Source organism: Nocardioides sp. GCM10023255 (assembly GCF_042653125.1).
Classification (GTDB): domain Bacteria; phylum Actinomycetota; class Actinomycetes; order Propionibacteriales; family Nocardioidaceae; genus Nocardioides.
The window spans coordinates 324,891-351,101 of the sequence record NZ_JBHSHU010000010.1; the positions used below are offsets into that span (position 1 = coordinate 324,891).

A 26,211-nucleotide genomic window follows, 5' to 3' on the forward strand; every position below is an offset into this window, starting at 1 on the left:
CTCAGCGCCTTTCCTGAGCAGTGGGGTCGAGCAGGTCTCGCAACCAGTCGCCCGCGAGGTTGAACGTGAGCACGGTGACGACGAGGCACGCACCCGGCGCGAAGAGGAGCCACGGAGCGGTCTGGAAGTACAGCCGGCCCTGGTCGATCATCTGTCCCCACGACGGGTCCGGGACGGGGACGCCGATGCCGAGGAAGGACAGGGACGCCTCGATCAGGATCGACGAGGCGACGCCCAGGGTGGCGTAGACGATGATCGCCGGCACTAGGTGCGGCAGGATGTGCCGCCGCATGATGCGCGCGTGGGACAGGCCCAGGGTGCGGGCGGCGGAGATGAACTCCCGCTCCTTGAGCGAGAGCACCAGGCCGCGCACGATGCGGGCCAGCGCCGTCCAGTAGATCAGCGCGATCACGATGATGACGTTGCGCTCGCTCGGCCCGGTGACCGAGATCAGCGCGATGCAGAACAGCAGGATGGGGAAGGACATGACGACGTCGGTGACGCGCATCAGGACGGTCTCCACCCAGCCGCCGAGGTAGCCCGCGACCGTCCCGACGAAAACGCCGAGCACGGTGGCGAGACCGTTGGCGACGATCCCGATGACGAGGGAGACGCGCGCGCCGTAGAGCAGGCGGGAGAGCACGTCGCGGCCGTTGGGGTCGGTGCCCAGGGGGAACTTCTCGGACGGCCCCAGCGGCGCCCCCTGGTCGCTGATCCCGTCGCGGAAGGTCGTCAGCGGGTCGTGGGGCGCGAGGTACGGCGCCAGCAGCGCCGCGGCCGCCAGCAGCACCAGCAGGACGAGCGAGATGAGGGCGGGCAGGTCGTGGCGCAGGCTGGTGGCGGCCCGCCTCAGGAAGGCGGCGGTGTCGGGCGCCACGTCGTTCGGCAGCTCTGCTTCGCTCAGCGGGATGGTCATCGTGTCTCCGCGAGGGCGTCGGGCCGGCTCGGGGTGGAGGCCGGGATCGGGAAGTGGCAGGCCACCTGCTGCCCGCCCGGAGCCGTGGTGAGCTCCGGCCGGACCTGGCGGCAGATGTCCTGGGCGGCGGGGCAGCGGGGGTTGAAGGGACACCCGGTGGGTGGGGAGCCGTGGCTCGGCGGCTCGCCCTGGAGCCGCGAGCGGACCCTGGAGCGCGGCGCCCCCGGCTCGGGGATCGCGGCGATGAGCGCCTGGGTGTAGTGGTGCGCGGGGTTGCCGAACACCTGCTCCCGCGTCCCGACCTCGACCATCCGGCCGAAGTACATGATCCCGACGTCCTCGGCGATGAACCGCAACGTGGACAGGTCGTGGGAGATGAACAGGTAGGTGAGGTCGTCCTGCTCCTGCAGGTCCTTGAGCAGGTTGAGGATCTGGGCGCGCACCGAGACGTCGAGCGCCGAGACGGCCTCGTCGCAGACGATCACGCGGGGCTCGACGGCCAGGGCCCGCGCGATGGACACCCGCTGCCGCTGGCCGCCGGAGAGCTGGTGGGGGTAGCGGCTGGTGAAGGACGACGGCAGGCCGACCCTGGAGAACAGGTCCCGGGTCGCCGACCTCTGGTCGGGCCGGCTGAGGCCGCGGAGGGTCAGCGCCTCGGCGACCGAGTCACCGACGGTGAGGCGCGGGTTCAACGAGTCGTAGGGGTCCTGGAAGACCATCTGCATCTCGCGCCGGAACTGGCGCAGCGACCTGCCGCGCAGCGCGGTGATCTCGCGGTCGCCGACGCGGACGCTGCCGGCCTGCGGGTCGGTGATCCGCATCAGGGCGCGGGCGACCGTGCTCTTGCCCGACCCCGACTCCCCCGCGATCCCCAGCGTGCGTCCGCGACCGATGCCGAAGGAGACGTCGTCGACCGCCACGACCGTCGGCCGGCCGCTGAGACGCGGCGGCTGGAACCTCACGGTCAGCCCGGTGACCTGCACCTGGGTCGTCGGTGCCACGGTCTCGTCGTGCGCGGTCATCGGGCCACCTCCAGGGGCTCGGCGGCGTCGGCACCCAGCGGGTGGAAGCAGGCGAAGGCCGACGGGCCCCCGGTCGTCGCCCCCGGGTCGGCCGCGTGGCTCGGCGCCAGCGCGGCCGAGGTCGGCGTCATGGCGGGCATGGACACCAGGCACTCCTGGGTGGCGCGCGGGCACCGGGCGGCGAACGGGCAGCCCTCCGGATCGTCCGCACCCTGTGGCGGCGCCCCCGGGATGCCGGGCAGCCGGTGCGGCAGGTCCCTGTCCATGCGCGGGATCGAGTCCAGGAGCGCCCGCGTGTAGGGGTGCTGGGGCGCGTGGACCACGCGCTCGGTCGGGCCGACCTCGACGATCCTGCCGGCGTACATGATCAGGACCCGGTCGCAGAAGCTGGACACGACGCCGAGGTCGTGGCTGATCAGGATGGCGGCCGTGCCGTGGTCGTCGGTGAGCTTGTCCAGCAGGTCGAGGACCTGCCCCTGGACGGTGACGTCGAGGGCGGTCGTGGGCTCGTCGGCGATGATGAGCTGCGGCGCGCAGCTGGCCGCGATGGCGATGCAGACCCGCTGGCGCATGCCGCCGCTGAAGGCGTGCGGGTAGTCGCGCATCCGGGCCTCTGCATCCGCGATGCCGACCGTGCGCAGCAGGCGGATCGCCTCCTCGCGCGCCTCGGAGCGGCCCAGGCCGCGGTGGCGGCGCAGGGTCTCGGTGATCTGCTTGCCGACCCGCATCAGGGGGTTCAGGCTGGACATCGGATCCTGGAAGATCATCGCGATCTCGGCCCCGCGCAGGCGGGTGAGCCGCTTGCGGTCGTAGGTGTTGATGTCCTCGCCGGCGAAGCGGATCGCGCCCGAGACCTCGGCGGTCGACGGCAGGAGCCGCATGATCGCCTGCGCGGTCACCGACTTGCCGGATCCTGATTCGCCGACGATGCCGATGCGCTCGCCGGCGGCCACGTCGAAGGAGACCCCGCGCACGGCGGAGGCGACCTGCCCACCGGAGGCGAAGGACACGGCGAGGTCCTCGATGTCGAGAATGGGGTTCATGTGGTCCCTTGGTCGTTGCCGGGCACGGCGCCACCGCACCCAGGGGGTGGCGCGGTGGCACCGTGCAGGTCAGCTCGTGGCCCTGGACTCCGAGCCGTCGGTCTTCCAGTAGTTGGTCATGTCCCAGCCCCAGATCGGCTGGGAGTGGTACCCACCCACGTTGGCGCCGAAGACCTCGGTCTTCGAGCCGTAGTACAGGGGCACGACCGGGTTGTCGGCGAGCATGGCCTCGCCGGCCTCGTCGTAGAGGCTGGTGACCTTCTCCGGGTCTTCGGTGGCCAGCGCCTCACGCACGGTCTCGTCCATGCCCTCGTTGCAGTAGAACGAGTAGTTCTGCCCACCGGGGATGGCCGCGGCGCAGGACATCAGCGCCTGGAAGAAGTTGCTGCCGTCCGGGAAGTCCGCCACCCAGAAGGTGAGCGTCATCGGGGCCTTGTCGGGCGTGGCGGCCAGCTCGAAGAAGGCGCTCGGCTCGAGCGGCCGGAAGTCGGCCTCGATGCCGATCTTCTTCAGGTCCTGCTGGATCTGCGGGCCCAGCGTCGTCCACGGGTCGTCGTTCCAGGTGTACAGCGTGGTCTTCAGCCCGTTGGGGAACCCGGCGTCGCTCAGGAGCTGCTTGGCCTTCTCGATGTCCTGGTCGTGCACCATGTTCTTCTCGCTGTAGCCGGCGATGCCCGGCGGGAGGAACTGGTTGGCGACCTTGCCCTGCCCGTTGACCAGCTTGACGAGGAACGCCCGGTCGATGGCGTAGGACACGGCCTCCCGGACCTTGGGGTCGTCGAACGGCGCCATCTTGGTGTTCATGGTCAGGAAGTACGTGCTGGGCTTGGTGATGGAGGTGGTCTGCGCCTTGAGCTCGGGGTTGTTGACGACCTCGAGGTACTTCGCCGGCGGCATGGGGTCGCCCATCAGGTCGATCTGGTTCTTCTGCAGCTGGAGCAGCTGGACCGACGGGTCGATGTTGATCTTCTCGTCGACGGCGTCGACGTAGGGCTTGCCCTCCTCCCAGTAGTCCTCGTTGCGGGTCAGCTTGATCTCGCGGCCGGGCTCGAAGCTCTCGAAGACGAACGGGCCGGACCCGATCGGCTTCGTGGCCTGCTGGTCCCCCGAGCCCTCGGGGATGACCGACGAGTGGGGCATCGCGAGGACGTACTTGAAGGCGGAGTTCGGCGCGGTGAGCTTGATCTGCAGCTCGTTGTCGGAGACCGGCTTGATGCCGGACACGTATCCCTTCGGGTTCTCGGAGTACTCCTTGGCACCCTCGACGCCCTGCCAGAAGCTCTGCACCGGCGACTTGGTGGCCGGGTCGAGGATCCGGGAGAAGGAGTAGGCGAAGTCCTGGGCGCGCACCGGGTCACCGTTCGAGAACGTCATGCCCTCGCGGATCTTGATCGTGTACGTCAGCCCGTCGGCGGAGACCTCGGGCGCCGCCTCGGCCGCCTGCGGCGCGAGCTCCATGGTGTCGTCGACGTAGTCGTAGAGCCGGTCGAACAGCATGCGCATGTTGTTCCAGCACGTCGCGTCGTAGCACACGGCGGGATCGAAGGTGTTCGGGTCGCTGGAGTAGGCCACCGTCATGGTGCCGCCGTAGCGCGGGTCGGACCCGCCGCCGGCGCCCGTGCCGGCGTTGTTCGCCGTGCTGCCGGTGCACGCGCTGGCGGCGAGGGTGAGCGCACCGAGTGCCGTGACCAGACGCAGTCGCTTCTGTTGCATAGACGTGCTCCTTTGGTGATTCGTTGGTGCGCCCGACGCCCGGGTGCCTTGGCGCGTTGGTGCGGTCAGTAGCCGAGGTCTCGGCGGTAGAGGTTGACCAGGGGCCTGTCGTCGATCCAGCGACGCAGGTTGTCGATGAACAGCTCGGTGAGGAGGCCGTTCTCGGCGGCCACCGTGGAGGCCGAGTGCGGCGAGACGATGACGTTGTCCAGCCCCCACAGGGGCGACTCCGGTGGCAGCGGCTCGGTGGCGAACACGTCGAGGCACGCCCCCCGCAGGGATCCTGACTCCAGGGCCCCGATCAGGGCCTCCTCGTCGACGACCTGCCCGCGGGCGATGTTGACGAGCACGGCGTGCGGAGGAAGGGCCTCGAGCTGGGCGGCTCCGACGAGGCCGTGGGTCTGCTCGGTGAGCGCGCAGCACAGGACCAGCGCGTCGGTGCGTGGCAGGACGGCGTCGAGCCGGCCGGTGTCGGTGACCTCGACGTCCTCCGGGAGGTCGTAGCTCCCGCCGGGACGGCCGACCGCGACGACGTGCGTGCCCATCGCGCGGAACGAGCGGACGACCTGGTGCCCGATCTTCCCGAGGCCGACGACGGTGACGGTCTGCCCGGCGAGCTGCTCGGTGGTGTAGCGCTCCCAGTGCCGGTCCTGCTTGCACCGGTCGAGGTGACCGAAGCCCTTGGTGAAGTGCAGGACGCCGGCGAGGGCGAACTCCGCGAGCGGGACGGCGTGGATGCCGGCGGCCGTGGTGGCCACCAGGGAGGTGTCGGCCAACCCGGTGCGGCTCATGAAGGCGCCGATGCCGGCGCTGGTCGCCTGGACCCAGCGCAGCTTCGGGGCCCGCTCGGACAGCCGCTCGGGGTGCTGCCAGTCGAAGTCGAAGGCGACCTCGGCCTGCTCGAGCATCGCGTTCCAGCGCTGCTGCTGCGCGTCGGACAGCTGTCGCGTCGATCCGCCGTGGTCCCCTGGGTAGCGGGGCTCCGGCAGCAGCTCGGGTGCGTACAGCACCTCGATGCCGGGGAAGGCGGACTCGATGGCGCTCACGTGCTGCGGCTCGAGGAAGGTGGAGACGAGCACCGTGGGCAGAGAGGACATCGGCCGCCTAACTCGAGATCGCTGATTGTTAACAATCAGCATTAGACGGGTGACCCGGATCACGCGTCAAGCACTTCGCCGAGTTTTCTCACCCCGGCTTGGACCGGCCGATTTCCGCCCCGCGCAGAAGAGCGAAGTACAAATCGCGTAACATGCTTCCCATGAGTCAGGGGGAATGGACTTTCCTGTCCAATCACGGACACGTCCTCGTCTCACTGGCACGCGACCCCGGAGCACGGATGCGTGACGTGGCAGAGGCGGTCGGGATCACCGAGCGGGCGGTGCAGCAGATCGTGCGCGACCTGGTGGCCCAGGGCTACCTGCACAAGGAGAAGGTGGGCCGGCGGAACAGGTACGCCGTCTCGCGACGGGCCCACTTCCGTCACGAGCTGGAGTCCCGCCTCACCCTCGGCGAGTTCCTCGACCTCGTCGCCCCTCGGGAGGCGCGCGCCGGCCGCTCGTCGAGCTAGCAGCAGTCGAGGCGTCCCCGGCCGGTCATCGCCGACCGATCAGGGCGATGCGCTGGTGGCCGGTGAGCGCGCCGTCGCGGACCAGCGCGAGCTGGCCGCCGCGCAGGACGACCTCCTCCATGAGGTCGTCGACGAGGTCGTGGACCTCTCCGGTCTCGCTCGACCCCCGGCTGCCCGCCGAGCCCGCCGAAGCCGGCCTCCACGGAGTGCCGGGACAGACGAAGCCCTCCTCGACCAGGAGCATGCCGGGGACCCGCCGATGCAGGCTGTGCCAGCAGCGTTCGATGCCCGAGGCCACGTCGTGCGGGCGGTCACGCAGGGCGCGGTCGAGCTGGTGGAGCGCATCCTCGCTCCTGGTCCGCAGGTAGCTCTCGACGGCCTCGGCGCCGGCCAGGGCGAGGTCGAGCACGCTCGCCCCGTCAGGCGGCAGGATGCGTCCGGCAAGCCGCTCGAGGTTGCGGCTGACCTCACAGAACAGGTCCACCAGGCGGGGCTCCCCGCCGAGGACGAGGGGGCTCGGGTGCTCGGCGCGGTAGTCCCCCAGCATCCGGTCCACCTCCCGCAGGTACGCGCGCGCCTGCTCGTCGCGCACCACCGCGGGGTTCGGGTCACCGGCGCGCGGGAGCCCGATGCGACGGGCGCCGCGGAAGGGGTCGTGCTGCCGGACCGGGCGCAGGCCGCCGTCCGCGGCGGCGTAGAGGTGCGCACACGTCGGGTGCAGGACCAGCACCACGTGCGGGGGCATGCGCTGCAGGGCCGAGACCAGCGGCCGCGTGGCGAAGGTGGGCTCGACGACGGCGCGAGGCTCCACACGCTCCGGGAGCCGGAACGTCCGGCTCACCGCCAGGCTGACGTAGATGGCCAGCGCCCTGTCGGTCGGCTGGGCGGCCGCGCGGCGTACCTGCCCGAGCAGCTTCCGCAGCAGGTGTGGCCTGCTGGTCACGCCCTGCTCATGGAGCTGATGATCCACGTCGCCGACCAGGGACCGCAGGCGATCCTGGTCGGCCGGCGTCATCCGGGGCGCCGGCTCGGTCGGAACCAGCACCGAGATGCAGGGATAGCCCGAGGCGACCGCGAGATCGGCCACGTCGCGTGCCCGCAGGGCTGTGCGCGGCGGACCGGACGGGCTCCTGGTGGCGGTGGTCGGGGCGGTCGTGGTGGTGGGGGCGTTCATCGGTCGAGGTCTCCTTCCTGGGCACGGCGATCAGCGGCACGGCGATCAGCGAGACAGGGCTCGGGCAGCCCGAGGGCGGCCGGTCGCCGCCATCGCTGCCGGACGACCGAGACCGAGACGCGGGCTGCCCCGTCCCCGGCGATGACTGCGAGCTCCTGGAGCCGCCGCTCCCGCGCCGCCGCGATCCGGTGCTGACGCAGCCGGACCAGGGCCGGATCGATGGACCAGCCCGACCGTGGGTGGACGAGCACGACGTGCACACTCCCCCCACGGGCCAGCTCGCTCCGGACGAGGGCGGCCACCGTCTCGTCGAGGGGGTACTCGACGTCCAGCACCATGCGCGCCGAACGCCGGCGGGGCACGGCGGCCGTGGTCGGTTCGGACGCCACCGGGACGGGGTCGAGGTCGGCGTGGGAACCGGCTGAGCCGGCGACAGCGACGTGGTCCATGCAGAGCACCTCCAGCGTGCCCGCCGCAGCGGGCCGTCGGAGGTCTCCCCCACCACTCCGGAACTGCCGGGTGGCCGACGCACCGGGCCGGTCAGGGCCGGCCGTACTGACGGTGGCGTCGCGTGTGGGGTACTCCCCTCTTACGCTAGAGTATTCACGAAACACATTTCGCATGTCAAGGGTTTCCCCGAGGAGTTCCGATGGCCTCCCACTCCACGTCGACAGACGTCACCGTCGCAGCGACGGCTCGGACCCTGCGGCGCGACAACACGGTCGCCGCGGTCGTCCACCTGGCCCAGGCCGTGGTCGTCGTCCTGCTCGCGACCGGTTTCGCGCTCCCGGTGACCGCGGCCTACCTCGAGGGCCCGCCGGGAACACCGGCCCAGGACCCGGTCGTGCTGTTCGAGATCCCGACCGGCGCAGCGGTCGCGGCGTTCCTGGCACTGTCCGGGCTGGCGCACCTGCTGGTGGTCACCGTCTGGTGGCGTCGGTACCTCACGGACCTCGGCCGCACCCGCAACCCGGCCCGCTGGGTCGAGTACTCGCTGTCGTCGTCGCTGATGATCGTGCTGATCGCGCAGCTCGTGGGGATCTCCGACATCGCTGCGCTGGTCGCCCTGTTCGGCGTGAACGCGGCGATGATCCTGTTCGGCTGGCTCCAGGAGCACTACGAACGGCCGGGGCTGGGCGGCTGGCTGCCCTTCACGTTCGGGTGCGTCGCCGGCATCGTGCCCTGGCTGGCCATCGGCGTGTACCTGCTCTCCCCCGGCTCGACGTCCTCGGCGACACCGCCCGGCTTCGTCTACGGCATCTTCATCTCGCTGTTCGCCTTCTTCAACGTCTTCGCGCTCAACCAGTGGCTGCAGTACCGGGCCCGTGGCCGCTGGAGCTCCTACGTCTTCGGCGAGCGGGTCTACATCCTGCTCAGCCTGACCGCGAAGTCCGCGCTGGCCTGGCAGGTGTTCGCCGGCACGCTCGCAGGCTGACGGGCCGGCTCAGGGCACCTGGAAGGCCGAGTCCCGCGCGTCGGTGATGGCCATGTGGCCAGGTGCGTGCCCGATCGCGAACGCCGGCCGGGACGCCATCACGGCGGCCTGCGGGGTGACGCCGCAGGCCCAGAACACCGGGACCTCCCCCGGGCGGATCGGGACGGGGTCGCCGAAGTCGGGGGCGTCGAGGTCCGCGATGCCCAGGGCGCCCGGATCGCCGACCTGCACCGGCGCCCCGTGCACGGCGGGGTAGCGCGCGGTCACCCGCACGGCCACCGAGACCAGCTCGGCGGGCACCGGGCGCATCGACACCACCAGCGGACCCGACAGCGAGCCGGCGTCGAGGCAGGGCCGGTTCGTGCGGTACATCGGCACGTTGCTGCCGGTCTCCAGGTGCCGCACCGGCACCCCGGCCTCGAGCAGGGCGGTCTCGAAGGTGAAGCTGCAGCCGAGGAGGAACGCGACCAGGTCGTCGCGCCACAGGTCGGTGACGTCGGTGGTCTCCGCGACGAGCTCCCCGTGCTCGTAGACCCGGTACGCCGGCAGGTCGGTGCGCAGGTCGCCGGCGAACAGCCGGGTGCTCACCTCACCGGGCTCGGAGACGTCGAGCACCGGGCACGGTGCCGGGTTGCGCTGCGCGAACAGCAGCACGTCGTAGGCCAGCTCGCGCGGCACCGCGACGAGGTTCGCCTGGGTCCACCCCGAGCACCAGCCGGCGGTCGGGGCCTCGAACCCGGAGCGGAACCGTGCCCGCGCCGCGGCGGGTGCGAGTCCCGCGACGTCCGTGCCGGCGAAGCCTTCGTGCTGGGTCATGCCGTCCTCCTCGAGTGCTCTGCGGCCGCGGACGCCACGGCCCGGAACCGCAGGCGCTGGCCCGGACGCGCCTGCGCGGCGAGCGGCAGGTCGGCTGAGAGGACCACCGCGATGACCGGGTAGCCACCGGTCACCGGGTGGTCGTTCAGGAACAGGGTCGGCAGTCCCGACGGTGGCACCTGCAGCGCACCGCAGACCATGCCCTCGCTGGGCAGCTCGGCGTCCCGGGAGCGCTCCAGCGGGGTGCCCGCCAGCCGCATCCCGACCCGGTTGCTCTCGCCGGTGACGGCGTACGGCTCCCCCAGCAGGGTGTCGAGCGCCGTGTCGACGAACCAGTCCGCCCGCGGACCGGGGACCACCCGCAGCGCGACGTCCCCCTCCCCCGGCGCCCGGACCGGCGCGTGGTCGACGAGCGGGTGGGCGCCCGGTGCCGGCCCGACCGGCAGTGGCGTCCCCGGGGCCAGCGGGTCGGGTCCGATCCCGGACAGCACGTCGGTGGAGCGTGACCCGAGCACCGGCGGCACGTCGACGCCGCCACGCACGGCGAGGTAGCTGCGCAGCCCTGTCACGGGGGTGCCCACGCGCAGCGTCGCGCCGGCGGGCACCTGCACCACGGAGTTCATCGCGACCTGGCGGCCGTCGACCACGAGGGGGCAGACCGCACCGGTGACCGCGACCAGCAGGTCGCCGTGCGCCCGCACGGTCAGGCCACCGAGGGTGAGCTCGACCGCGGCGGCCGACTCGGGGTTGCCGACGAGGCGGTTCGCCAGCCGCAGGCTGCGCTGGTCCGCGGCACCCGAGTGGCCGACCCCGAGGTCCGACAGACCCGGCCGACCGAGGTCCTGCACGGTCGCCAGCGGCCCGGTCTCGAGCACCTCGACGCGCTTCACGACGCCTCCACGAACCGCACGCGCACGCCGGTCGCGAGCAGCGCCGGTGGGGTGCGGTCCAGGTCCCAGACCGGCGCGTCGGTGCGGCCGATCAGCTGCCAGCCGCCGGGCGACTCGCGCGGGTAGACGCCGCTGAACTCCCCCGCCAGGCCCACCGAGCCCGGAGGAACCTTGGTGCGCGGCGTGCTGCGTCGCGGTACGTGCAGCCGGTCGTCCTCGCCGACCAGGTAGCCGAAGCCGGGCGCGAACCCGCAGAACGCGACCGTCCACTCCTGGGAGGTGTGCGCCTCGACGACACCCCGGGCGCCCAGGCCGGTCAGCTCCCCGACCTCGTCGAGGTCCTCCCCGTCGTAGCGGACCGGGATCTCGACGTGGCCGGCCTCGGGACGAGCACCCCGACGCGGCCGCGCCTCGCGCACCGCGCGCTCCACCGAGGCCAGGTCGCCTGTCACGGGGTCGATCCGCAGCAGGAGGGTCCGGGCCGCGGGCACGAGGGCGACCACACCGGGCGGGGGCGCGTCGACGAGCTCGGCGTACAGCGCGAGCACCTCGTCGAGGTCGGCGAGCTCGACCAGCAGGCCCGAGTCGGCGCAGGGCATCACCTTCATCCAGGACCGTCCAGGGTGAACGGGGCCAGCTTGACGCCGGCCTCCTCGAGGGCGCGGCGCGCCGCGCTCGCCATCGCCACGGCGCCCGGGGTGTCGCCGTGCACGCACAGGGACCGGGCCGGCGCAGCCACGACGGAGCCGTCGTGCGCCTCGACCTCCCCCCGGGTGGCGATCCGTACGCAGCGCCGGGTGACGACCTCGGTGTCGTCCAGCACCGCGCCCGGCTCACGCCGGGACACGAGCGTGCCGGCCGTGGTGTAGGCGCGGTCGGCGAACGCCTCGGGGACCGGCTCGAGGCCGGCGGCCTCGGCAGCGCGCAGCCACGCCGAGCCGGGCAGGCCGAGGACGTGCAGGGCCGGGTCGTAGCGGCGTACCGCCTCCGCCACCGCCTCGGCCTGCTCCTCGTGGTGGACGATCGCGTTGTACAGCGCACCGTGCGGCTTGACGTAGCTGACCCGGGTGCCGGCGACGCGGGCGAACGCCTCGAGCGCGCCGATCTGGTAGAGCACGTCGTTCACCAGGTCCTCGGGGTCGACGTCGATGAACCGGCGGCCGAACCCGGCCAGGTCCCGGTAGCCCACCTGCGCACCGATCACGACACCGCGGTCCGCGGCCCGTTCACAGACGCGACGCAGCACGGTGGGGTCACCCGCGTGGAAGCCGCACGCCACGTTGGCACTCGTGACGACGTCGAGCAGCGCCTCGTCGTCACCGAGCGTCCACTGCCCGAAGCCCTCGCCGAGGTCGGCGTTGAGGTCGATGCGCATCAGGCACCTTCCCAGAGGGCGGTGATGCCGCTCAGCGACTCCCAGCCCAGGTAGAGCGTGAGCAGCCAGGCCGCGACGCCGATCACGATCAGCCACCTCGGGTAGGCGTAGCCACCCAGCAGGTCGTGGGCGCGACGGGCGGCGACCCACATCAGCACGCCGAGCCCCACCGGCAGGATCAGTCCGTTGAGCGCACCCGCGAGCACGAGCAGGTTCACCGGCGTCCTGCCGAGCGCCAGGAAGACGATGGTGGAGAACGCGATGAAGCCGACCACGACCCAGTTGCGGTGGCTGCCCAGCCAGCCCGAGAAGGTCGACAGGAAGGACACCGAGGTGTAGCTGGCCCCGATCACGCTGGTGATGCTCGCGGCCCACAGGATCACGCCGAAGACGTGCACGCCGATGTCGCCGAGCGCGTGCTGGAAGGCCGAGGCCGGCGGGTTGTCGCTGGCGAGCACGGCGCCGCCCGCAACCACGCCGAGCACGGCGAGGAACAGGAGGGCACGCATCACGCCGGTGACGATCACGCCGGTCACCGACCCGCGGCTGATCTGCCGGACCTGCGCCGGACCGGTGATGCCCGAGTCGATCAGCCGGTGCGCGCCGGCGTAGGTGATGTAGCCGCCCACGGTGCCGCCGATCAGCGTCGTGATGATCAGGAAGTCGATGTCGTCGGGCAGGACGGTCTGCTTCAGCGCCTCACCCGCCGGCGGGCCGGAGACGACGGCGACGTAGGCGATCATGCCGATCATCACCACCCCGAGGACCACGACGATGCGGTCCATCGCGATGCCCGCGCGACGGCTCAGGAAGATCCCGATCGCGACCAGGGCCGAGACGGCGCCCCCGACCTTCACGTCGGCGCCCGTCATCGCGTTGGCGCCGAGCGCGGTGCCGCCGATGTTGCCGATGTTGAAGACCAGGCCGCCGAAGACGACGAGGGCGGCGAGCACGTAGCCGCCTCCCGGGATGACGCGGTTGGCCAGGTCCTGGGCCCGCAGCCCCGAGATGCCGATGACCCGCCACACGTTGAGCTGCACCGCGACGTCGACCAGCACCGAGACCAGGATCGCGAAGGCGAAGGCGGCACCGAGCTGGGCGGTGAAGACCGTGGTCTGGGTGATGAAACCGGGGCCGATCGCGCTGGTGGCCATCAGGAACATCGCGCCGAGCAGCGCCCCGCGACGCACCACCGGGCTGGATCCGTGCGCGGTGGCCGTGGTGGCCTCGTCGTGTACTGCGTGGTCCTTCATCGCTCTCCTCGGGCCGGCACGCCGTGTCGGTGGGACAGGCCGCTTGTGTGAGATGCCCTGTGGGCCGGATCACGCCACGATAGGGATCGTTCAACAATTCTGCAATCCCCTGTTGGCTACCCTCTCCCACATCCGGCCGCGTGCCGGCGTGGCACGGGGAGGGATGCACGGTGGCGGAGGGGTACCTGGAGTCGCTCGCGCAGGAGCGGACGAGCGTGGGCCGGTCGAGCACCGCTGCTCGGGTGGCGGACGTGCTGCGCGGCCACGTCACCGAGGGGCGGCTCCTGCCGGGCACCCGGCTCTCGGAGGAGGACATCGGCGAGGCGCTCGGGGTCTCGCGCAACACCCTGCGGGAGGCGTTCCGGCTCCTCACCCACGAGCGCCTGCTCGTGCACGAGTTCAACCGGGGCGTGTTCGTGCGCACGCTGTCCACCGACGACATCCGCGACGTGTACCGGTTCCGGCGGATCCTGGAGTGCGCGGCCCTGCGGGCCGCCACCGACCTCTCGCCCGTCGGGCTGGCGTCGGTCCGCGCCGCGGTCGAGGAGGGCGAGCGCGCCGCCGACGCGCACGACTGGGCCGGCGTGGGCACCGCGAACATGCGCTTCCACCAGGCGATCGCCGGTCTTGCCGGCAGCGCACGGGTCGACGAGACCATGCGGCACCTGCTCGCCGAGCTGCGGCTGGTCTTCCACGTGATGGCAGACCCCGAGACGTTCCACCGGCCCTACCTCACGGGGAACCACGAGATCCTCGAGCTGCTCGTGCAGGGCGACGCCGAGCAGGCCGAGCAGTCGCTCGCGACCTACCTCGACGTCGCGGAGACACAGCTCCTCGAGGCCGTCTCGGCCTGATCGGCCAGACCTCCGACTCAGTCTCGGTCTTCCACGAAGTCGCGCAGGTCGCGCAGGAGCGCCGCCCGGGGCTTCGCGCCGCGGATGGTCTGGACGACCTCCCCACGCACGAAGACGTGCAGGGTCGGCATGCCCGTGATCCGGTACGTCGACGCGGTCACGGGGTTCTCGTCGACGTCGAGCTTCACGACGGTGATCCGGTCGGCGTGCGCTGCGGCGATCTCGGCGAGGACGGGTGCGACCTGGAGGCAGGGACCGCACCAGGGCGCCCAGAAGTCGACCACGACCGGGCCGTCCTGCTGCAGCACCCTCTCGGCGAAGTCCGCGTCGGTGACGGTCTGGATCGTGCTCATGCTGTTCTCCTCATCCGGTGGGTCGTCGATGCATCCGGGGCGGCAGCAGCCCTGGAGCGGCGCAGCCGCAAGCCTTCGGTGACCGGCTTTCCAGTGGCTGTCCGGCGACTCTCGGCGTGGACAGCGCCACGACAGCGCGGACGGACAGGCTCAGGCCATGCGACAGCTGACCCTCGGCGCCGCGTCCCACGGCACCGACCCCGACCGGGCGACCCGGACACGACCCACGCCGTACGACCCGGGAGGCCGCTCGTGAGGCACGTGGAGATCCGGCGTGGGCAGCCGACGCCCTGGGCCGGCAGCGGCCCGGCATCCGTCGTCGCCGAGTTCCTCTCGCGGGTACGGGTCACCGGCGACTCACGGGCGGCCGCGCGCCTGCTGGCGGACCCGGTCCGGTGCCACCAGGTGGTCTCCGAGCACCAGCAGACGGTGCTCCGCTCCCCCGCCGAGTACGCCGCGCACGTCCGCGAGATGCTCGAGATGTTCGGCCCGTTCACGTTCCACGTGACCGAGCTGCTCAGCCAGGAGGACAAGGTCTATGTCCGCTGGCGACAGGAGGGGCGCGACCTCCGGCGACCCGACGGGGAGCCCGGGACCGGTGTCGCCGTCACCGAGGTCGGTTCCGCCGTCTACCGGATCGAGGATCGCCGGATCGCGGAGTACTGGGTCCAGCTGGACCGCTGGGGCATGCACCAGCAGCTGGCCCGTGTGAGCAGCCACGCCCACTGAGGCGCAGCGACCGGCCGCGCCGGGACCTCAGGCGTCGACGAACCGCCCGTCCGCGGTGACCGGGTGGTCCTCGTTGATGGCCAGGACGGCCTCGGTGAGCTCGGGCTCGACGTCGAGCGGGCGCCGGTCGAGGTGGACGCCCGCGATCATGCACCGCACCGACCCGCCGGCCAGCTCGATCGTCGGGATGTCGACCGCGACGATCTCGCAGGACTCCTCGATGACCGCCACCTGCTCCGGGCGCAGGCTCCGGCGCGCCCGCGCGGACATGGCCATGACGTAGCGGCGCCGGCCGTCCGGCGTACGCCCGCACAGCTCCACCGCGTTGCCCGCGAACTCGCGGATCTGGGCCTCGGTGAGCTCGACGACCTTGCGGCCGTTGACGGTGAGCCGCTCCCGGACCTGGGCGCGGCGCGCCTCGTCGGGGATCATCTCGAGCGCGATCATGGCGACGTCGGTGCCGATGCAGGCGATGACGTTGGTGTGGTAGACCGGCACGCCCTCGGAGTCGACCGCCTCGAACGCCATCGGCTCGTAGTTGAAGTCGGTGCAGAAGCGCTCCAGCACGTGCGTGTCGGCACGGTGGCTGACAGCGGTGTAGGCGACCCTCGACACGTGGTCGAGGACCATCGCGCCGGTGCCCTCGAGGAAGATGCCGTCGGGCTCGAGACCGGAGTAGTCGACGATCGTCTGGACGCGGTACTGCGACTTCAGCATCTCCAGCACGTCGGCGCGGCGCTCGTGGCGCCGGTTGGAGGCGTACATCGGGTACACCGCGACCATCCCGCCCGCGTGGGTGGAGAGCCAGTTGTTCGGGAAGACGCTGTCGGGACGGGTGTGGTCCTCGTCCTCGAAGACGTGCACGCGTACGCCGGCGTCCCGGAGCGCCTGGGCGACCGCATCCATCTCGGCCAGCGCCAACATCCGCGTGGCGTCCTCGGACTGCCCCGCCGGGACGTCACGCTGGAAGGCGTTGTCAGCCGCGGTCGCGGGGTTGGGGATGAAGCGTTCTGCACGGATCAGGATGACAGCGGAAGGGGCCTGCGCACTCACGGAGCGAGGCTAGAGCATCTGCTCCGCGGCTCCTGCAGGCACCCGCGTGCCCGCGCTTCATCGCCCCTTCATCCGGTGGTGCCTACCGTCTCGGTGTGGTCCGGACTGATGACGGCTCGGTGCTGTGGAACCAGGCACAGGAGAGCTGGTTCCTCGAGGTCAACCACGCCGCGCGCGCCACCCCGTGGTTGCACGCCCCGCTGCGCCTGTACGCCGAGTACGGCGTCCTGCTGTTCGCCGGGCTCCTGCTCGTCTCGTGGTGGTCGGCCCGCCGTGACGGGGACCTCGGCCGGGTCGCAGCCTCGCTGTGGGCGCCCATCGGGGTGCTGCTCGCCGTGTGGGTCAACCAGCTCATCGCCTCCGCCGTGGCGGAGCCCCGGCCGTTCGCGGTGCTGCCCCATGTGCTGGTGCTGGTGTCGCGCAGCACGGACTACTCCTTCCCGAGCGACCACGCGGTGATGGCCGGCGCGGTCACCGTGGGGATCCTGCTGGTGGACCGCGCTCTCGGCATCCTCACCCTGGCCCTGGCCGTCGCGATGGCCTGCACGCGCGTGTACGTCGGCGCACACTTCCCCCTGGACGTCATCGCGGGGCTCCTGATCGGCGCGGCGATCGCGTGGGCGTCGTACGTCCTCGTCGGTCGACCGGTCCGGCACCTGGTCGTGCTCCTGGCGCGAACGCGCGTCCGCCCGCTGCTCACCTCGGCGCCCGCGGGGGCAGTCCGGTGAGCGGGATCTCCGGCGGTTCCCGGACCTGGTCACGCGTCCGCTTCGCCCTCTCGTGGGTCGTCGCGGTTCTCCTGCTCGGTGTGGGCGTCCCGAGGACGGTCGACATCTCCTGGCACGGCCTCGTCCCGGTCCTGGAGTCCGTGCACTGGCCGGCCCTTCTCGTCCTCGTCATGCTCCCCGGGCCCCTGGCGCGGTGGGTGCTCGGCACCGAGTGTTCGTCGACGTCGCGTGAGCACACGAAAAGACCGAACCCGACGCAACCGCGCGGGGAGTCGCAGCGTCTGGGAGAGAGAAAGGGGCGGTGATCGCCCCTCCCGTCTCGGAAGGACACCCTCGTGCACTCTCGCACCACTCGCCTCCTGGCCCCGTCCGTGCTGGCCCTCGCCGCGCTCGGCGCGACCCTGCCCGCCGCCACCGCCGACCCGGCGGACCGCTCGGCCACCACCATCACCGTCAGGCCCGCCACCCTGCCCCGCGGCGACGACCCGGCCGTCCCGCAGGTGCTCGGCACCACGATCCTCGACGGCGACGCACGCATCGAGGTCCCGGGCCGCGAGGTCCAGCTGTTCGGCACCTCCGGCGACGACTACGTGGTCGGCGTCTGGCGCAACGACGGCGGGAGCCGGGTCCTCCGGGTCGCCGCCGACGGTTCGCGCGAGACGGTCGTGGACCGCATCAGGGGCGACCTGGTGCTCTCCGCCGACGGTCGACGGCTGTTCGAGGCCGTCCAGCGCTCGGGCGGCTCGGTCGTCACCGTCCGTGACGCCTCGACCGGCGACGAGGTGGGTCGTCGCCCGTTCCGTGGCTACGTGCGGGTGCTCGACGCCGACGCCGGCCGGGCGGTCCTGGGTGGCTCAGCACCCGACCGCACCTTCCAGTGGGACGTCGCCGCGGGCACGACCTCGAGGATCACCGGGCGCGAGGGCTACTTCGCCGACATCCGCGCCGACCGCGTCGGCTCCTTCACCGTCGCCCGGGGCGAGAGCACGTGCAGCGTCCTGACGACGCTGTCCGCCCCGCGCACGGAGCTCTGGCGCTCGTGCCGGCAGGCCGTCGTGGCGGCCTCCCCGAACGGCCGCCGGCTGCTCACCCAGGACCTCGTGTCCGACGGACCGGTCGGACGGCTCTCGGTCCACCGCGACCACGGCCGCCGGCTCGTCACCTACCGCACCCCCGGCGCCTTCGGCGTCAGCTCCTGGGAGACCAACCGGTCGGTGTTGATCACGGCGTACGGCGCCGAGCGGGCCGCCCTCGTGCGGTGCGGGGTCGACGCGTGCGAGCGGGCCAGCGAGCGCATCGGCCCGAACGGCTGAACCTGCCCGCCGTACCCCGAATCGACCATGTCCGAGGCAGCGCACCGACGGTACGGTCGGCAGGGGCGGGAGGAGCTGAGCGATGGCCGTCAAGCCGACGATCCTGGCGGTGGACGACGATCCCGCCGTGTCCCGGGCCGTCACCCGTGACCTCCGGGCCCGGTACGGCGGCGAGTACCGCGTCGTCAGCGCCACCTCGGGAGCACAGGCTCTCGAGGTCCTCGCCGAGCTGAGGCTGCGCGACCGCCCCATCGCGCTCGTGGCCTCCGACCAGCGGATGCCCGAGATGACCGGCATCGAGGTCCTCGAGGAGGTCCGCCAGCAGTCGCCGGACACGAAGCTGCTGCTGCTCACGGCGTACGCCGACACCGACGTCGCCATCAGGGCCATCAACGACATCGGCCTCGACTACTACATGCTCAAGCCGTGGGACCCGCCGCAGGAGCGGCTCTACCCGGTGGTCGACGACCTGCTCGGCGACTGGCGCGACCAGCACCCGGACCACTCGGCGGAGGTGCGGGTGGTCGGCCACCGGTGGTCGGACCGCACCGTGGAGACCAAGACGTTCCTCGCGCACAACCACGTCCCCTACCGGTGGCTCGACGTCGAGCGCGACGAGGAGGCCCGACGGCTGGTCGCGCTCGCCGAGGCCGGCGTGGACGACCTGCCGCTCGTGCTGGTCCCCGACGGGCCGCCCCTGCCGGCGCCCTCCGCACGGGAGCTGGCGGAGGCCCTCGGGCTGCGAACCCGGGCCGAGCAGCCGCTCTACGACCTCTGCATCGTGGGGGCCGGCCCGGCGGGTCTGGCGGCCGCCGTGTACGCCGCCTCGGAGGGGCTGCGCACCGTGGTCGTGGAACGTGACGCCCCCGGGGGCCAGGCCGGCCAGAGCGCCTCGATCGAGAACTACCTCGGCTTCCCGAAAGGCCTCTCGGGCGCGGACCTCACGCACCGGGCCGTCGCCCAGGCGTCGCGCTTCGGGGCCGAGATGGTGCTGGCCCGCGACGTGGTCGGCTTCGAGCCTCGCGGGCCGGTGCGGGCGGTGCAGCTCGAGGGCGGCGGCGAAGTGGAGGCGCGGGCGGTGCTGATCGCGACCGGCGTCTCGTACCGCCGCCTCGAGGCGCCCGGGCTGGACGCGCTCGGCGCCCGCGGCGTGTTCTACGGCGCCACGGCGAGCGAGGCCAGCCAGTGCCAGGGCGACGACGTGTACGTCGTGGGCGCGGCGAACTCGGCCGGCCAGGCGGCGCTCAACCTGGCCCGTCACGCGAGCAGGGTCGTGCTGGTGGTCCGCGCCCCGCGGCTCACCGACACCATGTCCCACTACCTGGTGGCCCGCATCGAGGCGGCCGACAACATCGAGGTCCGGCTGCAGACGCAGGTGGCGGCCGCCCGGGGCGAGGGCCACCTCGAGGTCCTCGAGCTCTGCGACCGCGCGTCGGGGACCGTCGAGGAGGTGCGGACCAACTGGCTGTTCGTCTTCATCGGCGCCTCGCCCCGCACGGACTGGCTGGGCACCGAGGTCGCCCGGGACGCGAAGGGGTTCCTCCTCACCGGCCCCGACCTGCTGGCCACCCCCGGCGCCGACCGCTGGCCGCTGTCCCGCGCGCCCCTCGCCCTGGAGACCAGCGTCCCGGGCGTGTTCGCCGCCGGTGACGTGCGGCTGGACTCGATGAAGCGGGTCGCCTCGGCCGTGGGTGAGGGTGCGATGTCGGTCTACCTCGTCCACCGCTACCTGGCGACGGTTTGATGACGACGCGGGAGCTGCTGTCGCTGCCGGTGCTGCAGGGGCTCACGGACGACCAGGTGGAGCGCCTGGCGGCGGCCGGCGACGAGGTGAGCTTCGTGCCCGGTGAGGTGCTGTTCCGCAGCGGCCAGCCGGCCGACTCGTGGTGGCTGCTGCTCGACGGGCGGGTCGACCTGGTCAGGCACGTCGGCCACGAGGACACGCACGTGGGGACCATGGACACGCCCGGTCAGTGGGCCGGGGGCTTCCGGGCCTGGGACCCGAACGGCGTCTACATGGCGACCGGTCAGGCCTCCGCGCCGGGCCGGATGCTCCGGGTGCCGGCCGACCGGCTCGGCGAGCTGGCCCGGGCCTGGTTCCCGTTCGGGACCCACCTGATCCGCGGCCTCATGCAGACCGTGCGCAGCATCGAGTCGACGGCGCGGCAGCGCGAGGCGCTGGTGGCCCTCGGCACCCTGGCCGCGGGGCTGGCCCACGAGATCAACAACCCGGCCTCGGCCGCCACCCGGGCCGTGGACGCGCTGCAGGACACGTGCGACACGTTGATGACGACGCTGCGGCAGCTCGCCGAGTCCGGCCTCACCGCCGCCCAGTTCGTCGAGCTCGACGCCCTCCGGCGGGGGCTGCGACCACCCGGCCCGGAGGCGGGGACCGCAGGAGGCGTCCTGGCGCTCAGCGACCGGGAGGAGGAGCTGTCCGACTGGCTCACCGACCACGGTGTCGGGGAGGACTGGCTGGTGGCGCCCGTCCTCGCCACCGCCGGCGCCGACGTGGCGTGGTGCGAGCAGGTCTCGGCGGCCGTCGGCGAGGACTCCCTCGAGCCGGCCGTGCACTGGGTCGCGAGCTCGCTGTCCACCACCACCCTGCTGGCCGAGGTGAAGGAGTCGACGCAGCGCGTGTCGTCACTGGTGGCGGCGGTCCGCTCCTACTCCCAGCTCGATCGCGCCTCGGTCCAGCGCACCGACGTCGCCGAGGGCCTCGAGAGCACCCTGATGGTGCTCGCCCACAAGCTGGACGGGGTCTCCGTCACCCGCAGCTACGGCGACGGCGTACCGCAGATCGAGGCGATCGCCGGCGAGCTGAACCAGGTGTGGACCAACCTCGTCGACAACGCGATCGACGCCATGGGCGGCGCGGGCACGTTGCGTGTCTCGACAGCCGCCGACGGTGACGGGGTCGTCGTCGAGATCGCGGACACCGGCCCCGGGATCCCCGCGGACGTGCTGCCGCACGTGTTCGAGCCGTTCTTCACGACCAAGGACGTGGGCAGCGGGACCGGCCTCGGGCTGGACATCTCCCGACGGATCGTCGTCGACCGGCACGGCGGCGACATCAGCGTCGACCGGTCGGGCGAGGAGACCGTCTTCCGGGTCCGGCTCCCGGCCGGCCGCTGACCCGCGACGCGGCCCGTGCGCACGGAGCCGTCAGGCGACGACGCGCGGCATCTCCAGCGTGTCCCCGGCGCGGTAGCCCTCGACGGGCGGCTCCCACGCCGGCACGATCACCATCGGTGGCTGCAGCTGCGCCGCGACCCGCTCCCGGTGGGCCCAGGCGGCCAGCACCACGCCGATCGGGATCGTGACCAGACCGGGCGCGGCCACCAGCAGGTCGCGGTCGGCCACGCCGTACACGAACCAGACGGTCGAGCAGACCGCGCCGAGGGTCCAGGCCAGGGGCGAGCCGGACGGCTTGCGGGTCCGGACGGCGTGGGCGAGGTGCGGGATCATGGTGACGGCGGACAGCACAGTTCCGAGGCTCCCCAGGAGCACGAGCGGCGACACGGGCGTGGGTCTTTCTGACGAACGGGGGGATCGACTTCCGGGCGTGTCTTTGTCGTCGACACCAGGTGGAGCTGGGCGCCGACTCGTACGTGCTCGGGGGGTGACACCAATTATCCAGCGCCGCGACCCGTGGCCCCGACAGTCTCGCCGCCGCGTCGATGTGACCTTGCGCACGACGAGGCATGGAGCCACTGCCGAGGGGTACGACGGCCCGCCTCGCGGGGCCTGGTCCGGCCCCGGGCAAGGCCCGCGTAGGGTGAGCCAGCCGCCATGCAGACCCCTGGACCCCCCTCGCCCGACCGCCGCCTCCTCCTCGCCGTGGATGCGCCGTCGCTGCTCCACCGCAACCACCACGCCCGCGCCGAGACCGACCTGCGCGACCGCCAGGGCCGGCCCGCCTGGGCGTTGCACGGGATGCTGCGCCAGATCCTCGAGGCCATCGACCAGTTCGCCCCGGACGCGCTGGTGTTCGGGCTCGACGACCGCACGGCCTCCGTGCGCGAGCAGGCCTACCCGCAGTACAAGGCAGGACGCGCCGAGAAGGACCCGGCGCTGGTGGACCAGCTGGACAGGGCCGGAGCCCTGCTCGACGCCCTCGGCTTCCTTACCGTCACCCCGGCCGGGTTGGAGGCCGACGACGTCAACGCCTCGGCTGCGACGTGGGCCGAGCGCTCCGGGTGGGACTGCGTGATCGTCACCTCCGACCGGGACTCCTTCGCCCACATCAGCGAGCACACCCGGGTCCTGCGTCTGATCAACGGCGGGATCGCCGCGTCTCCCCTGCTGAACCCCGCCCGGCTGCGCGCCCTTTACGGCATCGCCGCGGAGCACTACCTGGAGTTCGCCGCCCTGCGCGGCGATGCGAGCGACAACCTGCCGGGCGTCCCGGGCATCGGGGAGAAGACCGCCCCCGTCCTGCTCTCCCAGATGGGGTCCATGCAGTCGGTGTGGGCCGACATCGACCACTGCGACGGCGCCAACCTGGTGGCCGCCCTCGACTCCTACTGCGAGGAGGCCGGCCTGCGTCGCATCGGCGCCGGCCTGCTGAAGAAGCTCACCGCTCCCGGTGCCCGGGAGCGCTACGAGTTCAACCTGTCGATCATGTCCGGGCGCACCGACCTCGACCTCGGCCTGACCCCCGACGTACCCGGCTCCCCCGGCCTGCTCCCGCTCGAGCCCGAGCGGGTCACGCGGGTCGTGGACTTCCTCGGTGTCGGACCCACGACGCAGATGGCCCTGCGCGTGCTGACCGAGCCCCCCGCCTCGGTCCCGACCGCCGAGCACATCGTCGTGGCCGCGGTCTGCCTCCGCGACGAGCACGGCCGCCTGCTGGTGGTCCGCAAGGACGGCAGCGACATCTTCCAGCTGCCGGGCGGCAAGCTCGAGCCGGGCGAGTCCGCGGAGCAGGCCGGTGCCCGGGAGACCCACGAGGAGGTCGGCCTGGCCACCCGCGACCTGCGGCTGCTCGGCCGCTGGGTCGCCGCCGCGGCCAACGAGCCCGGTGCCATGGTCGACGGCACCGTCTTCACCGCGGACCTGCCCGGGTCCCCCGTCGCGTCCGCCGAGATCGCGGAGGTCCGCTGGATCGACCCGTCGGCGCCGGATCCGTCGCTGCCGCTGGCGCCGCTCCTGCGCGTGCACGTGCTGCCCGCCCTCACCCGGCGCTGACCGGGCTCAGCGCCGCCCGGACTCGACGTACTCCTTGAGCGCCACCCAGTTCCGACGCTCCCAGCGCGGGCCGATCACGGCGAGCACGGGGGTCATCACCCTCGTCGCTCCGACCAGGCCCATGTCCCAGTCCCAGGACAGTCGCGTCCCGCCGTCCACCTCGTCGAAGGTCAGCGTGCCGTCGACCTCCAGGTACGACGAGCGCACGACGTTGCGCAGCCGGTGCGGCCGGTCGTACTCCAGGACCTCGACGGTCATCCGGCCCCTGGCACCCATGCCCTTGGGCTGGGCGACGAAGCGCGTGCCCCGGCCGACCGGCCCGTCGCCCACCTTCTCGGCGCGGAGGATGCGGGGGTTGTACCTCGGCTCGTTCCGCTCGTCGGCGACCAGGTCGAACACCTCCGCCACCGGAGCGTCGATCGTGACCTCTCCGCGGATGTGCACCATCGCCGTGAACCTGTCGTGAGGCCGTTCAGTGGCTGTGGGGCGGCACGACCCGCCCCTCGCTCGCCTGGACGACGACGAAGCCCCGGCCGTTGAAGACGAGCTGGAACGCCTCACCCGACCCGCGACCGATCAGTGCGCCCGCACCCGCGGTTCGCCGGACGCTCGTGGTCAGCGACGTCGACCACGCGACGGCGGCCTGGACATCGGCGTACGTGGGGGCGTCGACGTCGAGGACGACGGGCGTGCCGTGCGAGGTGATCGCGATCGTCCCGGTACCGGTGAACGTGGTGTTGAAGATGCCCCCGGCCATCATCGACGCCCCCTCGACCCGCTTGATGTCCCACGTGAGCGTGGAGTCGAAGGCCAGGACGTTGCTGCCGTTGACGGTGAGGGCGTCGTCCTCGAGGTTGACCAGGTGGATCTCGAACGCGTCGTCGGCGAAGAAGACGTCGCCGCGACCGGTGACCTTCATCAGGGGCATGCCCTCACCGGTGAACGCCTTCTTGAACAGCTTCCCCATGCCGCCGGCGCCCTGGTAGGCGAAGTCCACCTCGCCCTGGTAGGCGACCATCGCTCCCTGCCGGGCCATCACCTCCCCGTCGAGCGCGACCCGCAGCATGCGGGAGTTCTGCAACGTGAAGCGGTCGGCCGTGGCCGACTCCAGGTTCGTCCCGAACAGATCGCTGCGCATCGTTTCCCCCTAGGTCTGGGCCTGTTCGCAGACTACGCCCGGGACCGGCACCACCCGGCGAACCACGGGGCTCGACGCTCCGGACCGCGCGACGTCATCGATCCAGCAGGTGCCTGAGCTTCTGCGGTGCGCAGAACCGATAGCTCTCGGTCACCAGCTCGGCCACCTCGTCCCAGTCGGTGTCGCCGTCGAGCACCATGCCGACGACCGTCGGCGACCACGGCGGCCGGTAGAAGGGCGGCCCGGCGTGGGTCAGGGCCAGCAGCTCGTCGCCGGACGACCGGAAGGTCAGCACCGTGGTCGGCTCGGTCACCCCGGTCACGTCGCGGTACGCCGACGTGTAACCCTCCTGGGCGACCAGGACGTGGGCGAAGGTCTTGCTCCGGACCCGCCACCTCACGCCGGTCCAGGCGTCCTCCTCGTAGGCCTCGGGCAGCGCCAGCGCGGTGGACGCAAGCCGGGCGACGACCTGGCTGGAGGGCTCGATGCGCGGTCTCCTGGCCATGCTCCGAGTCTGTCAGGGGGCGCCGACACGGGGGCGCATCTCCAGCCTGCTGCTGCGCTCAACGCCGCCGGCCTCTTCCGTCGTGCGGGTTGGGCGCCGGTTCTGGGCCCGCCCGGACCCCATGTGAATCAGTGGCGCTTCTGGATCAGTGCCACGTAGACCAACGACACGCCGAGGCCAGCAACGATCGGACCGAACGACCGGGCGGCGCCCGAGCCTGCGAAGGTCCAGATCGCTCCGAGAACGATCATCGCCAGCGCCACCAGCGACCACAGGACCTTCAACGCGACGTTCGAGCTGCCGTAGCGGTTGCCCAGATCTGGCTTGCTCATCGCAGCAAGGCTAGCTCAGTGCGCTGTGCCCAAGCGCCTCGGCCGCCCCTCCTCAGTCCTCGGCACCACGCCGATCCCGGGCTTGCGTCCGGCTCGCGGCGGGATCTGTGCTCTGTGGCGGCGGCGGGAACGGGGTGGGTCACGCGGGCGGGAGCGCCGTGCGCGAATGGCCTCCCCGTCCCGGGAGATGCACGAGACGCTCCAGCCGCCCTCAGGGTGGTGCAGGGCCCAGCAGGAGAGCACCTCCCACGGTCCAACCGCGTCGAGCTCTTCGACGTCGTCGAAGATCAGCAGGCCGATGTGCCGTGCCGCGGTCGCGGCGGGCTGGGCGGGGTTCGTCATCGAGGGTTCTCCGGTCAGTGGTGCAGGTAGCTGGTAGGTGGTCGCCACTGATCCTGCGGGGCCCCGGCGTCCTTCGCCCGGTCCAACAGCCGGGATGCCCCCCGCTCCTCGGGCCGTGCGGGCCGCCCAGCCGACGTGAAGCCTTCGTCAGCGCCGCCTGACCTTGACGTCGTCCAGACAGGTGGCCGACAGGGTCAACGGCTTGTGGGTGATGCTTCGAGACTCGAGGAACTGCGTGGCGAGGAGCTCCGCCTCGATCAGCGCGGCTTCGTCAGCTTCGGCTGCCGAGTTCTCCGAGACCTCGAGCAGGTACCGCAGCGTGAACCGCGTCAGGCTGGGCGAGTACGTGAACGTCCCTTCGCGGGTCCAGGCTGAGACGAGCAGATCGTGCTCGGCCTGCTCGTCGCGAAGTCGCGCCCTCGCAGCTGGCGTCAGGCCGGAGAACTGGCCAGTCGCCTGCACTCGATAGG

General features: G+C 72.1%; 29 protein-coding genes. 9 read left to right on the plus strand and 20 right to left on the minus strand.

The genetic code is table 11. The features are described 5' to 3' along the window. Window position 1: 1 nt before the first annotated feature. The 5 genes from ACFO9I_RS18145 to ACFO9I_RS18165 all read right to left on the minus strand — a co-directional run bounded on the left by ACFO9I_RS18145 (window position 2) and on the right by ACFO9I_RS18165 (window position 5,833). Window positions 2–916, minus strand: a complete 915-nt coding sequence (locus ACFO9I_RS18145) for an ABC transporter permease (RefSeq protein ID WP_379183389.1) — start codon at window positions 914–916, stop codon at window positions 2–4. Beyond that, complete coding sequence (locus ACFO9I_RS18150) at window positions 913–1,938, minus strand: ABC transporter ATP-binding protein (RefSeq protein ID WP_379183391.1); 1,026 nt, start codon at window positions 1,936–1,938, stop codon at window positions 913–915. Before ACFO9I_RS18150 ends, ACFO9I_RS18145 begins: the two co-directional genes overlap by 4 nt. Then, complete coding sequence (locus tag ACFO9I_RS18155; RefSeq protein ID WP_379183393.1) at window positions 1,935–2,981, minus strand: ABC transporter ATP-binding protein; 1,047 nt, start codon at window positions 2,979–2,981, stop codon at window positions 1,935–1,937. Before ACFO9I_RS18155 ends, ACFO9I_RS18150 begins: the two co-directional genes overlap by 4 nt. 69 nt (window positions 2,982–3,050) lie before the next feature. Then, window positions 3,051–4,694, minus strand: a complete 1,644-nt coding sequence (locus ACFO9I_RS18160; protein ID WP_379183395.1) for an ABC transporter substrate-binding protein — start codon at window positions 4,692–4,694, stop codon at window positions 3,051–3,053. Window positions 4,695–4,759: 65 nt separating this feature from the next. Beyond that, window positions 4,760–5,833, minus strand: coding sequence for a D-2-hydroxyacid dehydrogenase (locus tag ACFO9I_RS18165; RefSeq protein WP_417607961.1), 1,074 nt, complete (start codon window positions 5,831–5,833; stop codon window positions 4,760–4,762). Between the two features lie 119 nt (window positions 5,834–5,952). Here ACFO9I_RS18165 and ACFO9I_RS18170 point away from each other — a divergent pair, with 119 nt between their 5' ends. Next, window positions 5,953–6,261 (plus strand): helix-turn-helix transcriptional regulator, encoded by a 309-nt coding sequence (locus ACFO9I_RS18170; protein WP_379183399.1) that lies wholly within the window; start codon window positions 5,953–5,955, stop codon window positions 6,259–6,261. A gap of 25 nt (window positions 6,262–6,286) precedes the next feature. Here ACFO9I_RS18170 and ACFO9I_RS18175 read toward each other — a convergent pair whose 3' ends face one another. Both ACFO9I_RS18175 and ACFO9I_RS18180 read right to left on the minus strand, forming a co-directional pair. Next, window positions 6,287–7,435, minus strand: coding sequence for a hypothetical protein (locus ACFO9I_RS18175; RefSeq protein ID WP_379183401.1), 1,149 nt, complete (start codon window positions 7,433–7,435; stop codon window positions 6,287–6,289). Further along, on the minus strand, window positions 7,432–7,884 hold the full coding sequence (locus tag ACFO9I_RS18180; protein WP_379183403.1) for a hypothetical protein: 453 nt from the start codon (window positions 7,882–7,884) through the stop codon (window positions 7,432–7,434). The genes ACFO9I_RS18175 and ACFO9I_RS18180 overlap by 4 nt, the downstream gene beginning before the upstream one ends. Window positions 7,885–8,084: 200 nt before the next feature. On the opposite strand from ACFO9I_RS18180, the gene heR reads away from it, so the two are divergent. After that, window positions 8,085–8,870 carry a heliorhodopsin HeR gene (gene heR / locus ACFO9I_RS18185; RefSeq protein ID WP_379183405.1) on the plus strand — a complete coding sequence of 262 codons (786 nt, stop codon included), beginning with the start codon at window positions 8,085–8,087 and terminating at the stop codon, window positions 8,868–8,870. Window positions 8,871–8,879: 9 nt separating this feature from the next. Here the strand turns inward: heR and ACFO9I_RS18190 are convergent, their stop codons facing one another. From ACFO9I_RS18190 to ACFO9I_RS18210, 5 genes are read right to left on the minus strand one after another with little or no spacing between them, the layout of a single operon-like run. Next, window positions 8,880–9,686, minus strand: a complete 807-nt coding sequence (locus ACFO9I_RS18190; RefSeq protein WP_379183407.1) for a putative hydro-lyase — start codon at window positions 9,684–9,686, stop codon at window positions 8,880–8,882. Then, a complete protein-coding gene (locus ACFO9I_RS18195; RefSeq protein ID WP_379183409.1) occupies window positions 9,683–10,576 on the minus strand; it encodes a biotin-dependent carboxyltransferase family protein in 894 nt (297 codons plus the stop codon). The genes ACFO9I_RS18190 and ACFO9I_RS18195 overlap by 4 nt, the downstream gene beginning before the upstream one ends. After that, complete coding sequence (locus ACFO9I_RS18200; protein WP_379183411.1) at window positions 10,573–11,184, minus strand: 5-oxoprolinase subunit B family protein; 612 nt, start codon at window positions 11,182–11,184, stop codon at window positions 10,573–10,575. The genes ACFO9I_RS18195 and ACFO9I_RS18200 overlap by 4 nt, the downstream gene beginning before the upstream one ends. Continuing rightward, window positions 11,181–11,951, minus strand: a complete 771-nt coding sequence (locus ACFO9I_RS18205) for a LamB/YcsF family protein (RefSeq protein WP_379183413.1) — start codon at window positions 11,949–11,951, stop codon at window positions 11,181–11,183. The genes ACFO9I_RS18200 and ACFO9I_RS18205 overlap by 4 nt, the downstream gene beginning before the upstream one ends. Beyond that, entirely contained in the window at window positions 11,951–13,204 is a 1,254-nt protein-coding gene (locus ACFO9I_RS18210; RefSeq protein ID WP_379183415.1) for an NRAMP family divalent metal transporter, read from the minus strand. Before ACFO9I_RS18210 ends, ACFO9I_RS18205 begins: the two co-directional genes overlap by 1 nt. Before the next feature lie 170 nt (window positions 13,205–13,374). On the opposite strand from ACFO9I_RS18210, the gene ACFO9I_RS18215 reads away from it, so the two are divergent. Further along, window positions 13,375–14,058, plus strand: coding sequence for a GntR family transcriptional regulator (locus ACFO9I_RS18215; RefSeq protein ID WP_379183417.1), 684 nt, complete (start codon window positions 13,375–13,377; stop codon window positions 14,056–14,058). 17 nt (window positions 14,059–14,075) lie between these two features. Here ACFO9I_RS18215 and trxA read toward each other — a convergent pair whose 3' ends face one another. After that, window positions 14,076–14,411, minus strand: coding sequence for a thioredoxin (gene trxA, locus ACFO9I_RS18220; RefSeq protein ID WP_379183419.1), 336 nt, complete (start codon window positions 14,409–14,411; stop codon window positions 14,076–14,078). A 252-nt stretch (window positions 14,412–14,663) separates the two neighbouring features. On the opposite strand from trxA, the gene ACFO9I_RS18225 reads away from it, so the two are divergent. Beyond that, window positions 14,664–15,140, plus strand: a complete 477-nt coding sequence (locus ACFO9I_RS18225) for an ester cyclase (protein ID WP_379183421.1) — start codon at window positions 14,664–14,666, stop codon at window positions 15,138–15,140. Between the two features lie 27 nt (window positions 15,141–15,167). On the opposite strand, the gene ctlX is transcribed toward ACFO9I_RS18225, so the two are convergent. Next, entirely contained in the window at window positions 15,168–16,193 is a 1,026-nt protein-coding gene (gene ctlX / locus ACFO9I_RS18230; protein ID WP_379183423.1) for a citrulline utilization hydrolase CtlX, read from the minus strand. 95 nt (window positions 16,194–16,288) lie between these two features. Between ctlX and ACFO9I_RS18235 the strand changes: the two genes are divergently transcribed. The 4 genes from ACFO9I_RS18235 to ACFO9I_RS18250 all read left to right on the plus strand — a co-directional run bounded on the left by ACFO9I_RS18235 (window position 16,289) and on the right by ACFO9I_RS18250 (window position 21,369). After that, window positions 16,289–16,921 carry a phosphatase PAP2 family protein gene (locus tag ACFO9I_RS18235; protein WP_379183425.1) on the plus strand — a complete coding sequence of 211 codons (633 nt, stop codon included), beginning with the start codon at window positions 16,289–16,291 and terminating at the stop codon, window positions 16,919–16,921. A 335-nt stretch (window positions 16,922–17,256) separates the two neighbouring features. Next, the gene (locus ACFO9I_RS18240; RefSeq protein WP_379183426.1) at window positions 17,257–18,234 is read left to right on the plus strand and encodes a hypothetical protein; all 978 of its coding nucleotides are present in this window, start codon (window positions 17,257–17,259) and stop codon (window positions 18,232–18,234) included. An 82-nt stretch (window positions 18,235–18,316) separates the two neighbouring features. Continuing rightward, entirely contained in the window at window positions 18,317–19,978 is a 1,662-nt protein-coding gene (locus ACFO9I_RS18245; RefSeq protein WP_379183427.1) for an FAD-dependent oxidoreductase, read from the plus strand. Next, window positions 19,978–21,369 (plus strand): sensor histidine kinase, encoded by a 1,392-nt coding sequence (locus ACFO9I_RS18250; RefSeq protein WP_379183429.1) that lies wholly within the window; start codon window positions 19,978–19,980, stop codon window positions 21,367–21,369. The genes ACFO9I_RS18245 and ACFO9I_RS18250 overlap by 1 nt, the downstream gene beginning before the upstream one ends. Before the next feature lie 30 nt (window positions 21,370–21,399). Here ACFO9I_RS18250 and ACFO9I_RS18255 read toward each other — a convergent pair whose 3' ends face one another. Further along, window positions 21,400–21,720, minus strand: coding sequence for a hypothetical protein (locus ACFO9I_RS18255; RefSeq protein WP_379183430.1), 321 nt, complete (start codon window positions 21,718–21,720; stop codon window positions 21,400–21,402). Window positions 21,721–22,026: 306 nt separating this feature from the next. On the opposite strand from ACFO9I_RS18255, the gene ACFO9I_RS18260 reads away from it, so the two are divergent. Further along, window positions 22,027–23,424, plus strand: coding sequence for an NUDIX domain-containing protein (locus ACFO9I_RS18260; RefSeq protein WP_379183432.1), 1,398 nt, complete (start codon window positions 22,027–22,029; stop codon window positions 23,422–23,424). Window positions 23,425–23,430: 6 nt separating this feature from the next. Here the strand turns inward: ACFO9I_RS18260 and ACFO9I_RS18265 are convergent, their stop codons facing one another. The 5 genes from ACFO9I_RS18265 to ACFO9I_RS18285 all read right to left on the minus strand — a co-directional run bounded on the left by ACFO9I_RS18265 (window position 23,431) and on the right by ACFO9I_RS18285 (window position 26,203). After that, entirely contained in the window at window positions 23,431–23,871 is a 441-nt protein-coding gene (locus ACFO9I_RS18265; RefSeq protein WP_379183434.1) for an SRPBCC family protein, read from the minus strand. Between the two features lie 25 nt (window positions 23,872–23,896). Next, window positions 23,897–24,562 carry an AIM24 family protein gene (locus tag ACFO9I_RS18270; protein WP_379183436.1) on the minus strand — a complete coding sequence of 222 codons (666 nt, stop codon included), beginning with the start codon at window positions 24,560–24,562 and terminating at the stop codon, window positions 23,897–23,899. Window positions 24,563–24,656: 94 nt separating this feature from the next. After that, entirely contained in the window at window positions 24,657–25,067 is a 411-nt protein-coding gene (locus tag ACFO9I_RS18275; RefSeq protein WP_379183438.1) for an MmcQ/YjbR family DNA-binding protein, read from the minus strand. 128 nt (window positions 25,068–25,195) lie between these two features. Then, complete coding sequence (locus ACFO9I_RS18280; RefSeq protein ID WP_379183440.1) at window positions 25,196–25,399, minus strand: hypothetical protein; 204 nt, start codon at window positions 25,397–25,399, stop codon at window positions 25,196–25,198. A 489-nt stretch (window positions 25,400–25,888) separates the two neighbouring features. Continuing rightward, a complete protein-coding gene (locus ACFO9I_RS18285) occupies window positions 25,889–26,203 on the minus strand; it encodes a DUF6204 family protein (protein ID WP_379183442.1) in 315 nt (104 codons plus the stop codon). Window positions 26,204–26,211: the final 8 nt, after the last annotated feature.